The sequence below is a fragment of the Romboutsia hominis genome, assembly GCF_900002575.1.
GTDB classification, from domain to species: domain Bacteria; phylum Bacillota; class Clostridia; order Peptostreptococcales; family Peptostreptococcaceae; genus Romboutsia_C; species Romboutsia_C hominis.
In genome coordinates, this window is the sequence record NZ_LN650648.1 from 506,171 (window position 1) to 521,052 (window position 14,882).

Consider the following 14,882-nt stretch of genomic DNA (forward strand, 5'->3'; position numbering starts at 1 on the left):
TCTATTAATAAAAATAACATAAAAGGAAGATGTTTAGACATCTTCCTTTTATGTTATAATCAAACTATTAAAATATATAAATAAATCATATTATTTAGGAGGATAAAATGAGATTTATTCATACATCAGATTGGCATCTAGGAAAAAGCTTAGAAGGTCACTCAAGATTAGAAGAACAAACCAAATTCTGTGAAGAATTTATACAGATAGTGGATGATAATAATATAGATATGGTTATAATAGCAGGAGATATATATGACACATCAAATCCACCTGCACAAGCTGAAAAATTATTCTATAAAACAATATCAAGATTATCAGACAATGGAAAAAGATGTGTATTAATAATAAGCGGTAACCATGATAATCCGGAAAGACTACAAGCATCAAGCCCTCTTGCACATGAGCAGGGGATAATAATACTTGGAAATCCTCTAAGTAAAACAGAAGTATCAAAGTATAAAAACTTTGAGATATTAGAAGCGAAAGAGGGATGTATAAAACTTAATATAAATAATGAGAGGGTTGTTGTTATAACGCTGCCATATCCAAGTGAAAAGAGGCTTAATGAAGTAATACTTCAAAATGATGAAGACAAAGAAAGACAAATAACATATTCTCAAAGAGTTGGTGAGTTATTTAAAGAATTAGAAGAAAACTTTGAAGATGATTCAATAAATTTAGCTGTATCTCACCTTTTTGTTGTCGGTGGAGAAGAAACAGAATCTGAAAGACCAATACAACTTGGAGGAAGTTTATTAGTAGAGAAAAAAGACTTACCTCAAAAGGCTGATTATATAGCTTTAGGGCATTTACATAAAATGCAAAAATCTTCACAAAGGTTAAATGCATACTACTCAGGATCTCCTATACAATATAGCAAAGATGAAAGATCATATACTAAAGGATGCTATATAGTTGATATAAATAAAGACAAAGAAATAACAGTAGAAAAAAAATACTTTAAAAACTATAAACCTATAGAGGTATTTAAATGCAATGGAATCGAAGATGCATTAGAAGTGTGCGAAAAAAATAAAGACAGAGATATATGGTCTTATTTTGAAATAAAAACAGATGAAGTTATATCACAGTCTAACATAAAAAAAATGAAAGATACATTAAAAGATATAATAGAAATAAAACCAATAATAGCATCAAAAGAATATAATGAAGAAATAGACGTAAAAGAAAAATCTATGGGAGAATTATTCAAGGAATTCTATGAATTTAGTAGAGGAGTAGAACCTAAAGGAGAGCTTATGGATTTATTCTTAGATATAATAAATGAAGAAGGTGAAGCTAAAGATGAGACCTATTAGATTAGAGTTAAGTGGTTTAAATAGTTATATAGATAAATCAGTTATAGATTTTGAAAAACTAACTGATAGAGGTTTATTTGGGATTTTTGGTAAAACTGGAAGTGGTAAGTCAACTATATTAGATGCAATGACAATAGCTATGTATGGAAGTATACCTAGAAATACTAAAGAATTTATAAATAGTAGCTCCGATAAAGCAATAATATCTTATGAATTTGAAATCGGAAGTAAAAACGCAAAGAGAAGGTATAAAGTAGATAGAACTATAGTTAGAACTAATACAGGTACTAAAACTTCATATGCAAGATTAATAGAGATGTATGAGGATGAAAGTGAAAAAGTATTAGCAGACAAAGTTGGAGAAGTAAATAATAAAATCGCTGAAATTGTAGGATTAACAGCTAATGATTTTATGAGATCAGTAGTACTTCCACAAGGTAAGTTTAATGATTTCTTAAAGCTAGCAGGTGCGGATAGAAGGGACATGCTAGAGAGAATATTTAATCTTGAAAAATACGGAAGAGGATTAATAGATAAAGTTAAGAAAAGAAAAAACGTACAACAACAAGCTTTAAGAGATATAAATTCTAAGCTAAGTCAATATGATACTGTAAGTGAAGAAGTATATAATCAAGTACAAAAAGAGTTAGAAGAATTAAGATCATTAGAAATTAGTAAAAATAAAGATTTTGAAATAAACCAAAATAAATATAAAGAAGTTGAAGAAATATATGAAAAACAAGTAAAGTTAGAAAACTACAAGAAAAGAAAGCATGAATTAGATTTAAAGCAAGAAGATATATCAAAAAAAGGAAGACAACTTGAAGATGCATTAAATGCAGATAAGATTAATCCGTACATAAATGCTGTATTGGAGCTTGAGAAAAGGGTTAATGAAGATAGCCTAGAAAGTCAAAATTTAGAAAAGAAACTAGAATTGTTAAATAAAGAACTACTTATAACTAAAGCAAATTATGAGGAAGCATATAAAAATAAAAATGAAAATATGCCAAGGCTATCTGAAGATAGAATCAAACTTCAAAATGCAATAGAATTAGAAGCGGAGTTAGTTGGTTTAGATTCTGAATTAAAAGATATAAAAGGCAAGGGTATAGGTTTAAATCAAGAAAAAGAGATACTTATAAAATTAAAAGAGGATTTAGAAAGCAAGAAAGAGATAGTAATAAATAACTTAAAAAGCTTAGAAGAGAAAATAAGTGAAATAAAGATAAGTGCTGATCTAAAACAGAAAATATTTTTAGCCTATGAGTATGAAAAAGAATATAATAAGCTTTCAGAAAGTAAGACTGTTAAAAATAATAGATTGAATGAAATAAATAAAAATCTAGATGAGATAAACTTAAAGTTAAGATATATTCAAAGGGATAAAGATTCTGTATTGAAAAAACTAACTGAATTAGAAAAACATTATGAAATTTTAATTAAAAAATCTCCAGGAACTAATGAAGAGATAGTTAATAAGACTGAATATATAGCAAACTTAAGAGTAAAAGCAGAATCTATCAAAGAAAATGAAATTAAAAAAGAAAATTTACATAATAACTTAAATAAAATACTAGAAAATAGACATCAGGTAGAAAGAGAATTACATACTTTAAATGATAAATTAGAGGTTAATCATACAAATATAACTTATCTAGATAAAGAATTAGAAAATCTAAAGTATTTAAATTTAGCAACAGAACTTAGAAAAGAATTAAAGGAAAATTCTCCATGTCCAGTATGTGGATCTAGAAATCATGAGCATGTAGATGATACAAACTATAATGAAAATATAGAGTTTACTAAGTCAAAAATAGAAAAATTAAAAGAAGATGAGTCTAATATAAAAGTAAAAATTGAAGAACTCAACAGAAAAAATAGCGAGTGTATATCAGTAGAAAAAATAATATTAAAGGAATTAGAAGAGGTAAAATCTAAAATAGGAGACTTAAGTTCTAATGAACTAATAAAGAAGGTAGAAGAAGAGTCTAAAAGGCTAGAGATATTAAAAATTAATCTACAAAATTGGAATAAGGATAAAGAGGAAAATGAAAGTAGTATAAATAAGGCTAGAGAAGAAAAAAACAAAATTGAAAAAGATGAACTAATACTACAAGAGAGTATAAACTCTTATAAGAAAAATGTAATCGAATTAAAAGAAGAACTAACAGCAATTGAAGAAAACTATAAAACAACAAAAGAAAACTATTTAACACTAAAAGCAATAACTAAAATACAAGATTTAGAAGTAAAAGTAGAAGAGATAAATAATAATGAAAAAGCATTAGAAGATTTAAATAATGAATACTTAAAAATATCTAAGTCAAAAGAAGCAATGGAAAAAGATATAGTAAATTATCAAAATAACCTACATAAAATAGAGTTAGATTTAATTCAAGCTAGAGAAATTTATTCTGAAAAGAAAAAAGTGAGAGATGGAAAATACAATGAAATAATAGCAACAACAAAAGGTGAATCTTCAAAATTATTGTTAGAGAATCTAGAAAATAATATAAATAAGCTTATATCTCAAGAGGAAATGATAAAAAATAAATTAGAAGCTCAAAGGTTGGAATTTGAAAAAACTACATCTGACAAATCAAATATAGATGGAAGATTAAAGATAGCAAAAGAACAGTATAAAATACAAACAGATACTTTAAATAAATCATTAGAGGAGTATAAATTTGAAAGTATATATGCTGTAAAAAGATCATTATTAGATAAAGAATACTTAAGAAAACTACATGATGAGATAACACAATATGAAGAAGAGCAAAAAGTATTAGGTATAAAGATAAATGATCTAGTTAAATCAATAGGTGATAGAAAAATAAATGAAAAGGACTTTAATGAATTAAAAGATAGTATTGATAACTTAAAAATAGAAATTAGTAGAATATCCCAAGATATAGGATCAAAGCAAACTATACTAAGTACCCTAAAAGAATCTTTAGACAAGATAAAAGATTTAAATAAAGAGTTAAAGGCAGTTCAACATAAAGTGGATTTATTAGATGATCTAGATAAGATTGTTCAAGGAAATAGATTTGTTGAGTATGTTGCTACTAATCAATTAAAGTATATAGCGCTTGAAGCATCTAATAGATTAGAGTCTATAACTAAAGGTAGATATGCATTAGAAATAGATTCAACATTAAACTTTGTAATGAGAGACAACTTTAATGGTGGGCAAAGAAGAAGTGTAGATACTTTATCTGGAGGAGAAACATTCTTAACATCACTATCATTAGCATTAGCATTATCATCTCAAATACAATTAAAGGGAAGTGCTCCCCTTGAATTTTTCTTCTTAGATGAAGGATTTGGATCTTTAGATAGTGAACTACTAGAAACTGTTATAGAATCACTGGAAAGACTACATCATGATAAACTTAGTGTTGGAATTATAACTCACGTTGAAGAGTTAAAAAATAGAGTTCCAATTAAGTTAATAGTATCTCCTAGTGAAGTTGGACAAGGATCTAAAGTAAAAATAGAATATAGTTAAAAAAAATTGGTGACTACAGGGGGAGTATGTAGTCACCATATAAATATATATACTTATTAGGGGGAGAGATATATAATTTCCGCTCTCATTTATAAGTATTGGCAAATTTTAAATTTATATTCAAAAAAAATAAAAAATAACCACCTAACCAGGGGGGGATTAGGTGGTTTAAAGAATATTTGGGGGAAAGAATTTTTTTTATATCCGATCACTAAATTAGAATATTAACAGGAGTTTTGATATTTATAGTGTAAGAGAAACTCTTTTAATTTCTCTTACACTATAGTATATGCAAAAATATTAAAATGTGACATAAAAGTATAAAAATATGTAATTAATTTAAATATTTGTCTAAATTTAGCAAAGATTTAAACTCATCGAAACTAATCTTATCAATAAATGAACCTAATCTATGTTTTCCTTGTGCATTATTTTCATAAACGTTAACTATTTCAGCAACTAGTTCTAATGCATTTTCTTCAGTTAAATTCATTAAAACCTTGTCTCTAAGTCTAGGCATAGCACCATCTTTTTCTAGTAAATCTTTCATTTTACCTCCTTTTTAAATTTAATACTATTATAAGGGGATAAAAAAAATTATAATGCAAATGTATTTTAATAGTATTGGAAATGATAGATAATATAGATTATATCTAAATTAATAAATTTCCAAATAAGGGTAAGTATGTTATAATATATTAACATATAAACAGAAATTTAAAAGAAATTAGGAGTGTGGTTTAGGTTGGAATCGACCGGTATATTGATTCAGATTATTGTATTAGTGATATTACTTATAGGATCAGGATTTTTCTCAGCATCTGAGACTGCATTAATGTCACTTAGCAAAATAAGAATAAGACATATGAAAGAAGAAGGGGTTAAGGGCGCAAAGCTAGTAAGTAACTTAATAGAAGAGCCAAATAAGTTATTAAGTTCTATATTAATAGGAAATAACGTTGTTAATATAGCAGCAACTTCTATATCAACATCACTATTTATTACATTACTTAAAGGGCCGGAAGCAGTACCATTGGCAACTGCTGTTATGACTGTGTTAGTATTAATATTTGGAGAAATAACTCCAAAAACTATAGCAGCAAATAGTTCAGAAAAAGTGGCTATATTTGTTTCTAAGCCAATAAAGGCAATAATATTTATATTAACTCCAGTAGTATGGGTACTTAATATAGTAACAAATTTAATATTTAAGTTATTTGGAATAAAAACAAAAGGGAATGAACCATATATAACAGAAGAAGAATTAAAAACTATGGTTAATGTAGGGCATGAAGAAGGTGTCCTAGAAATAGAAGAAAGAGAAATCATAAACAATGTATTTCAGTTTGGGGATATGCAAGCTAAAGAAGCTATGGTACAAAGATTAGATATTATAGCTATAGATGTTGAAGATTCATATGAAGAAATAATACAGCAATTTAAAGAAGAGAAATTAAGTAGAATGCCAGTATACAATGAATCTATAGATGACATCATAGGTGTACTTAATATAAAGGATATCATATTCTTAAGTGATGAAGAGATAGCAAATTTTGATATAAGGTTGTATGTAAGGGAAGCGTTCTTTACATATGAATTTAAGAAAATCACTCAACTTTTAGAAGAGATGAAAAAAGAAAAAATACAAATGGCTATAGTTGTTGATGAGTATGGAGGAACTGCAGGTATAATAACTGTAGAAGACTTAGTAGAAGTAATCGTTGGAGATATAGATGACGAGTACGATGAAGAAGATGAAGATATAATAGTAGTTAAAGAAGATGAATATATCGTAGATGGGGGACTTAAAATAAGTGATGTCAACGAACTTATTGGAGTTAGATTAGAGTCTGAAGAATTTGATTCTATAGGAGGCTACATCATAGGTTATTTAAGAAGACTTCCAGAAGAAAATGAAGTTATAGAAGTAGATAACATAAGATTCTGTATAGAAAGTTTAGATAAAAATAGAATAAAGAAAATAAGAATATACACATAAAACACTACAATATTGTAGTGTTTTTTGTTTTATTTGAAATTTATATAAATTAATTTTAATAGTAAAGATATTTGTTAATAATTAATAATATATTATAAGGGAAGTGATTAGATGAATGTAATAGATAATAGATTCATAAAAGTATTAAAGAAAAACATGATATTTATATTACTATATACAACAGTATTTATTTTGATTTATAAGACATTTCATTATATATCACCATTTTTAGTAGGAGGTATTATTGCATTTTTGATAAACCCTATATCAGAAAAATTAAGGTATAAGTTTAATATAAATAAAGGTGTATCAACTTTAGTATTAAGTTTTATTGCAGTTATAATATTTGTAGTATTAGCTGGATTATTAATAATGGCGGGAATAGATAGTTTATTAGAATTCGTAAATAATACTGTAAATAATTATGATTACATAAGTGATTTTATTTCAAATATAGCAATTAAACTAAATTTATATTTAGAGCAACTTGAGAACATACCAAACATAAATATAGAGTTTTTAATGCAAAAATATAGCACCAATATAGTAAGTATAGCAAAACAATTATTAGAAAGTTTCGTAAATTTTTTAGGATCAATTCCATATATATCTATATTCATTATAACCTTATTCATATCTACATATTTTATAGCAAAAGATATAGATAAAATAGAATATAGTTTTTACAATATGTTCTCTGAACCAACAAAGACTAAGGTTAAGAATATAAAAAGAGAAATAATAAAATCAATATTAGGATATATAAAAGCTTATGCCATATTAATGGGAATAACTTTCATAGTAACTTGGCTAAGCCTTAGAGTATTTGATATACCATATTCTATGACGTTAGGTATTATAGCTGGTTTGTTGGATTTAATACCTTTTTTAGGGATAGTAGTAATATATTTACCTTTTATAGTTTATTACTGTATAGTAAAAAACTATCTTATAGCAATAACTCTTATAGTTGTATTTGCGCTACTATCATTGTTAAGACAGGTTTTAGAGCCTAAATTAGTATCCACCAATATAGGTATTAGTCCATTAGCTACATTAGCAGCCATATTCATAGGTATACAAGTAAAAGGAATAATTGGAATAGTATTTTTTTTAGGTCTTACAATAATGCATCAAATATTAAAAAAGGTAGATATACTTTAGTAAGTTTTTGTAATATAATAGAAATATAAGGGATATATTACTTAACAATTATTAGACCAAAGAAAGAAGGTATAACCATGAAAAATAAAGTAGTAGAAAGATTCTTAAAGTATGTGACATTTGATACAACTGCAGATCCTAAGAATGCAAATTGTCCATCTAGCGAAGGACAAAGAGTTTTTGCAAACTACTTAGTAGAAGAACTAAAATCATTAGGATTAGAAGATGCTAATGTTGATAAAAATAGTTACGTTATGGCAACTTTAAAAGGAAATACAGAAGGTGTTGATACAATAGGATTTATATCTCACTTAGATACAGCTCCTGATATAACTGGGAAAAACGTTAAACCAAGAATAATAGAAAATTATGATGGAAAAGATATAGTACTAAATAGAGAATTAAATGTAGTTACAAAAGTATCTGATTACCCAGAATTAAAAGGCCTAGTTGGAGAAGACTTAATAGTTACAGATGGTACTACACTACTTGGTGCAGATGATAAAGCTGGTATAGCAGAAATAATAACAGCGATAGAATATTTAGTAAATAACCCTGAAATAAAGCATGGAGATATAAAAGTAGGATTTACTCCTGATGAAGAAGTAGGAAGAGGAGCAGATCTATTTGATGTTGAAAAATTTGGTGCAAAATATGCATATACAATAGATGGCGGTATAGAAGGTGAACTTCAATATGAAAACTTCAATGCTGCTGGAGCTACAATATCTATACAAGGAAGAAACGTACATCCAGGTGCATCAAAAAATAAAATGGTAAATGCATTACATATAGCAGCTGAGATATCTGAAATGTTCCCAGCTAGCGAAAGACCAGAGACTACAGAAGGATATGAAGGATTCTACCACTTAAATGATTTAAATGGTAATGTAGAAAATGCTAGTATGGTTTATATAATAAGAGATCATGATAAAGAAAAGTTTGAAGCTAGAAAAGCTCACATGCAAGATGTAGTAAATAAATTAAACGAAAAATATGATGGAAGAATAACATTAGACTTAAAAGACCAATACTTTAACATGAAAGAAAAAGTAGAACCTGTTAAGTTTATAGTTGATATAGCAGAAGAAGCTATGAATGAAGTTGGAATAACTCCTAAAATAGTACCAGTTAGAGGTGGTACAGATGGGGCTAGATTATCATTTATGGGTCTTCCTTGTCCAAATATATTTACAGGTGGTTTAAACTTCCATGGAAAGAACGAATGTATACCAGTAGGATCTATGGAGAAATGTGTAAATCTTATAGTTAAAATAGCAGAAAAATATGCTCAAAAATAAATAAAATAACAAAAGGCTATCTCTTATTTAAGAGATAGCCTTTTATTATTTTATAAGTTTATTTGTATAAATATGTAACAATTCCGTATAAAAAGAATATATTTTTAGTAAGTAGAAAATAATCTACTAACCTAAAAATACAAGGAGAGGAATTGTAATGCCAAAAAATAAAATAGATATAGATAGAGAAAAAAGAAGAAGAAATAGGGAAGAAAGAAGAAGAAATAGAGAAATAAGAAGAGGAATGCGTGAGTGCGAAGATTCATGCGTAAATGAAGATCCAAATGAAGATATAAATTTAGATCCAGATCCACAAGTTGATATAAATGTAACAGCGGATGCAAATGCAGATGCAACGTCAGAATCAACATCAGAATCTAATGCAGAATCAACAGCAGATGTAGATGCAAATGCAGATTTAGACACAACAGTAGATGCAGCAGTAGACGCAAATGCGGACCTAGATGCGAATGCAGATTTAGATACAACGGTAGACGCAGCAGTAGACGCAAATGCGGACCTAGATGCGAATGCAGATTTAGATACAACAGTAGACGCAAATGCAGACCTAGATGCGAATGCAGATTTAGATACAACAGTAGACGCAAATGCAGACCTAGATGCGAATGCAGATTTAGATACAACAGTAGACGCAAATGCAGATTTAGATACAACAGCAGATGTAGATGCAAATGCAGACTTAGATGCGAACGCAGATTTAGATACAACAGCAGATGTAGATGCAAATGCGGACCTAGATGCGAATGCAGATTTAGATACAACGGTAGACGCAAATGCAGACCTAGATGCGAATGCAGATTTAGATACAACGGTAGACGCAAATGCAGACTTAGATGCAACATCTGATTCAACATCAGACTCAGATGCAACAGCAGATGCAGATGCAACATCTGATTCAACATCAGACTCAGATGCAACAGCGGATGCAGATGCGACATCTGACTCAACATCAACATCAGATTCAGATGCAACAGCAGATGCAGACTCAACAGCGGATGCAGATGCAACATCTGATTCAACATCAGACTCAGATGCAACAGCGGATGCAGATGCGACATCTGATTCAACATCAGACGCAGATGCAACAGCGGATGCGGACTCAACAGCAGATGCAGATGCAACATCTGATTCAACATCAGACTCAGATGCAACAGCGGATGCAGACTCAACAGCAGATGCAGACGCAACATCTGATTCAACATCAGACTCAGACTCAACAGCAGACGCAGATGCAACATCTGATTCAACATCAGACTCAGATTCAACATCTGATGCAAGTTCAGACGCTGATGCAACAGCGGATGCAGACGCAACATCTGATTCAACATCAGACTCAGATGCAACAGCAGATGCGGACTCAACAGCAGATGCAGATGCAACATCTGATTCAACATCAGACTCAGATGCAACAGCAGATGCAGACGCAACATCTGATGCAGACGCAACATCTGATTCAACATCAGACTCAGATGCAACAGCGGATGCAGACGCAACATCTGATGCAGACGCAACATCTGATTCAACATCAGACTCAGATGCAACAGCGGATGCAGACTCAACAGCAGATGCAGACGCAACATCTGATTCAACATCAGACTCAGATGCAACAGCAGATGCAGACGCAACATCTGATTCAACATCAGACGCAGATGCAACAGCGGATGCGGACTCAACAGCAGATGCAGATGCAACATCTGATTCAACATCAGACTCAGATGCAACAGCGGATGCAGACTCAACAGCAGATGCAGACGCAACATCTGATTCAACATCAGACTCAGACTCAACAGCAGACGCAGATGCAACATCTGATTCAACATCAGACTCAGATTCAACATCTGATGCAAGTTCAGACGCTGATGCAACAGCGGATGCAGACGCAACATCTGATTCAACATCAGACTCAGATGCAACAGCAGATGCGGACTCAACAGCAGATGCAGATGCAACATCTGATTCAACATCAGACTCAGATGCAACAGCAGATGCAGACGCAACATCTGATGCAGACGCAACATCTGATTCAACATCAGACTCAGATGCAACAGCGGATGCAGACGCAACATCTGATGCAGACGCAACATCTGATTCAACATCAGACTCAGATGCAACAGCGGATGCAGACTCAACAGCAGATGCAGACGCAACATCTGATTCAACATCAGACTCAGATGCAACAGCAGATGCAGACTCAACAGCAGACGCAGATGCAACATCTGATTCAACATCAGACTCAGATGCAACAGCAGATGCGGATTCAACATCAGACTCAGATGCAACAGCAGATGCGGACTCAACAGCAGATGCAGACGCAACATCTGATTCAACATCAGACTCAGACTCAACAGCAGACGCAGATGCAACATCTGATTCAACATCAGACTCAGATTCAACATCTGATGCAAGTTCAGACGCAGATGCAACATCTGATTCAACATCAGACTCAGACTCAACAGCAGATGCAAGTGCAGATGTAGATTCAACATCAGAATCTAGTGCAAACAATCAATCAAATGCAAACAACAATATAGGACCAATAACTGTTCATACACCTATAAATATATATGTTACTTGTGGATGTTGTGGAAAAAAACATAAATTTGAACATGACGAAATAAATTGCAATAATAACAATTGCGATGATGATAATTGTGATAATGATAATAACAATAACAATTGTTGTTAGGACTAGCAAGAAAATAGGAAAATATAATTATTAAAAAATAAGGAGTATATGGGATATGAATTTTAGAAAAAAAATGCAGAGTAGTAAAAGCTCGCATGATAGCAAACACGATAGTAAACATGATAGCAAACATGATAGCAAACACGATAGCCAGCATGACAACAAACACGATAGCAAACATGATAGTAAGAGTGAACCAATAAAAAATAGTAAAAAAGTGAGCGATTCTAAAACGGTTAAAAAAAGTGGAAACGATGAATAAAAAGTAGATATATATAAATAGAGGAGAGGCTAAAATAACCTCTCCCTTTTAATTTATATGTATTACGTCACCGCTATTTATATCTAGTAAGTTAAATTCCATATCAACTTCATCATCACTTTGATTTATATCTATGATAGCGACTGAATGAGTGCCATCTTTAGGAATTGATGTACTTCCAGGATTTAATACTATTAAATTTTCATCTATATAAAGTTCTTTAACATGAGTATGACCAAGAATAAGTATATCTCCACCCATATTTTTAGCATCTTGTATAGTATCTTCTTTAGACTTAGTATATCCATGAGTCATTATTATTCTAGTTTCACCAAATTGATTCATAACATACGGACTTTGGATAGGATGATTTATAACCATTTGATCAACGTCAGCGTCACAATTTCCCCTAGCGATAATTATATTATTAAGTTCATTAATTTTGGCTATTACTCCTTTTGGATTATAACCTTCTGGAATATCATTTCTAGGTCCATGGTACAGAACATCACCACCATGTAAAATCACATCACACTCAGATAATGCATCTAGTGCCTTTTCAAAATAAAGTAAACTTCCATGAGTATCGCTCATTACACCTATTTTCATTTCATTTCCTCCTAAGTTAAGATTACAAGAATTTTTCAGAAACCCTACTCCAAAATTCATAGTTTGACATTCTGAGTAATTTTATTTTAACATCAGACATAAAAGTTTTAATGCTAGAAATACGATTAAATTTATGCTCGACTCCATCTATTACTATTATAATTGAGTTTTCAAATCTATATTCAGGAGTAATATTTATTACAGAATCATTAGAACATATAATACTAGAAGTAAAACTTCTATAAGCATTTGTATTTATAGGATAAAGTGGAGTAAGCTGCATTAAGCTTATACTTGGATCAACAATACTACCTCCTGCTGCATAATTGTAGGCTGTTGAACCTGTAGGAGTTGATATAATCATTCCATCTCCACTAAATTTTTGTATATGTCTATCATTTATATTTACGTCAATGTGTATAATCCTAGATTTATCTCCTTTTACAACGACTTCATTTATAGCAAATATATCATTACAATGTTTATCAGTACAGATACTAGCACCAAGAAGAGGTATATCTTGTATCAAATAATCTTCATTTATGTATGATGTTATAAATCTATCAATATCATCTGGAGAAATATCTGGGAAAAAGCCAAGGTGCCCTGTGTTTATCCCGACTACTGGAACATCAGGAAAATTAAAATCGTGAACAGTCTTTAAAAAAGATCCATCTCCACCAATTGATATAACAAGTTCTGTATCTGGATGGAAATAATCGATTACCTCAAATCCAGCAGAGATCAGTTTGTTAGTTAATAAGTTTTTCGTTGCAATAGATTTTTTAAGTTCATTTGATTTTACAGTTATAATTTTTCTCATTTTTCCACCCCTCTATACTTTGTATTATAGCATAACTTAATAGGTTAAATTATAGTTAATTAAAAGTAGACAAATAAACTCTTTATACTCAAATAGTTGATTATAGAGGTACATATATAAGATAATACATAAAGAAAGAATTTATGTATACTAAAAATAAGTAAAATTTAAAGTTTATAAACAAATATAAGTAAGATATTAATAATAAAAGGTCTTATCTATTAATCTAAAATAGTATAAAATATATAATGTTATAAGAAAAGAAGGTAGGTGCAGATTTGTTTAAAAAGGAAGAACAAAGGTATAATATCATATCTTATACGAGTGAAGAAAATTCAACGTTAAAAGAGATACTATTAGATAAATTAAATTTCTCTGTAAGATCATTATCAAAGATGAAAAGAGAACAAAGTATGTTAGTAAACGGTGAATTTAAAAAGCCTAGTACTAAAGTTAAAAAAGGTGATTTAATAGAAGTAAAAATAGAAGAAGATATGGCGAATTTTACACCACAAGATTTAAATTTAGACATATTGTATGATGACTTTGATATAATAATGGTTAACAAACCACCGTTTATGGTGGTACATCCGACTAAAAGCCATAGTGAAAGCACAATAGCAAATGGGATAACTGACTATATAATCAAGAAAAATGAAAAAGTTAAAGTAAGGTTTGTAAATAGATTAGATATGAATACATCTGGTTTAGTTATAGTTGCTAAAAATGCTTATGCACATCATACTTTATCATTAGATATGAGCAAAGATAAAGTTGAAAAAACTTATATAACTGTTGTAAAAGGAATAGTAAAAGAAGATTTTGGAACTATAAATCAACCAATATATAGACCCACGGAAGATAGTATAAAAAGAGTTGTGGATGAAAGAGGGCAGGAATCTGTAACTCATTATAAAGTATTAGAAAGATTAAATGATGCTACAGTACTAGAAGTAAAGCTTGAAACAGGGAGAACACATCAAATAAGAGTCCATATGAACTATATAGGTCATGGTATAATAGGTGATGAGCTTTATGGATATGTAGATGAAAATCTCATAAATAGACAAGCATTACATGCATATAGCTTAAAATTTAATCAGCCTAGAACGAAAGAAGAGTTAGAGTTTAAGGCTAATTTACCAAAAGATATAGAAGACTTAATAAATAAGCTAAAATAA

11 protein-coding genes are annotated in these 14,882 nt (G+C 30.0%); 8 read left to right on the plus strand and 3 right to left on the minus strand.

The genetic code is table 11. The features are described from left to right. The first annotated feature begins 107 nt into the window (after positions 1-107). Together FRIFI_RS02250 and FRIFI_RS02255 are read left to right on the plus strand one after the other, a co-directional pair. Complete coding sequence (locus FRIFI_RS02250; RefSeq protein WP_166504881.1) at positions 108-1,322, plus strand: metallophosphoesterase family protein; 1,215 nt, start codon at positions 108-110, stop codon at positions 1,320-1,322. Further along, a complete protein-coding gene (locus FRIFI_RS02255) occupies positions 1,288-4,836 on the plus strand; it encodes an AAA family ATPase (RefSeq protein ID WP_242977264.1) in 3,549 nt (1,182 codons plus the stop codon). Before FRIFI_RS02250 ends, FRIFI_RS02255 begins: the two co-directional genes overlap by 35 nt. Positions 4,837-5,170: 334 nt before the next feature. Here the strand turns inward: FRIFI_RS02255 and FRIFI_RS02260 are convergent, their stop codons facing one another. Next, the gene (locus FRIFI_RS02260) at positions 5,171-5,386 is read right to left on the minus strand and encodes a hypothetical protein (protein WP_166504882.1); all 216 of its coding nucleotides are present in this window, start codon (positions 5,384-5,386) and stop codon (positions 5,171-5,173) included. Between the two features lie 195 nt (positions 5,387-5,581). Between FRIFI_RS02260 and FRIFI_RS02265 the strand changes: the two genes are divergently transcribed. From FRIFI_RS02265 to FRIFI_RS02285, 5 genes are all read left to right on the plus strand, one after another. Next, positions 5,582-6,835, plus strand: coding sequence for an HlyC/CorC family transporter (locus tag FRIFI_RS02265; protein WP_166504883.1), 1,254 nt, complete (start codon positions 5,582-5,584; stop codon positions 6,833-6,835). Between the two features lie 111 nt (positions 6,836-6,946). Continuing rightward, positions 6,947-7,999 (plus strand): sporulation integral membrane protein YtvI, encoded by a 1,053-nt coding sequence (gene ytvI / locus FRIFI_RS02270; RefSeq protein WP_092927360.1) that lies wholly within the window; start codon positions 6,947-6,949, stop codon positions 7,997-7,999. A 77-nt stretch (positions 8,000-8,076) separates the two neighbouring features. Next, on the plus strand, positions 8,077-9,300 hold the full coding sequence (gene pepT, locus FRIFI_RS02275) for a peptidase T (RefSeq protein ID WP_092927358.1): 1,224 nt from the start codon (positions 8,077-8,079) through the stop codon (positions 9,298-9,300). Positions 9,301-9,457: 157 nt separating this feature from the next. Then, entirely contained in the window at positions 9,458-12,007 is a 2,550-nt protein-coding gene (locus FRIFI_RS02280; protein WP_166504884.1) for a hypothetical protein, read from the plus strand. Positions 12,008-12,062: 55 nt separating this feature from the next. Then, entirely contained in the window at positions 12,063-12,269 is a 207-nt protein-coding gene (locus FRIFI_RS02285) for a hypothetical protein (protein WP_141664393.1), read from the plus strand. 48 nt (positions 12,270-12,317) lie between these two features. On the opposite strand, the gene yfcE is transcribed toward FRIFI_RS02285, so the two are convergent. Both yfcE and FRIFI_RS02295 read right to left on the minus strand, forming a co-directional pair. Next, entirely contained in the window at positions 12,318-12,878 is a 561-nt protein-coding gene (gene yfcE / locus FRIFI_RS02290) for a phosphodiesterase (protein ID WP_092927354.1), read from the minus strand. A 22-nt stretch (positions 12,879-12,900) separates the two neighbouring features. Then, positions 12,901-13,701: an NAD(+)/NADH kinase gene (locus FRIFI_RS02295; RefSeq protein WP_092927352.1), complete on the minus strand. Its 801-nt coding sequence runs from the start codon at positions 13,699-13,701 to the stop codon at positions 12,901-12,903. Positions 13,702-13,979: 278 nt separating this feature from the next. On the opposite strand from FRIFI_RS02295, the gene FRIFI_RS02300 reads away from it, so the two are divergent. Further along, positions 13,980-14,882: an RluA family pseudouridine synthase gene (locus tag FRIFI_RS02300; RefSeq protein ID WP_092927350.1), complete on the plus strand. Its 903-nt coding sequence runs from the start codon at positions 13,980-13,982 to the stop codon at positions 14,880-14,882.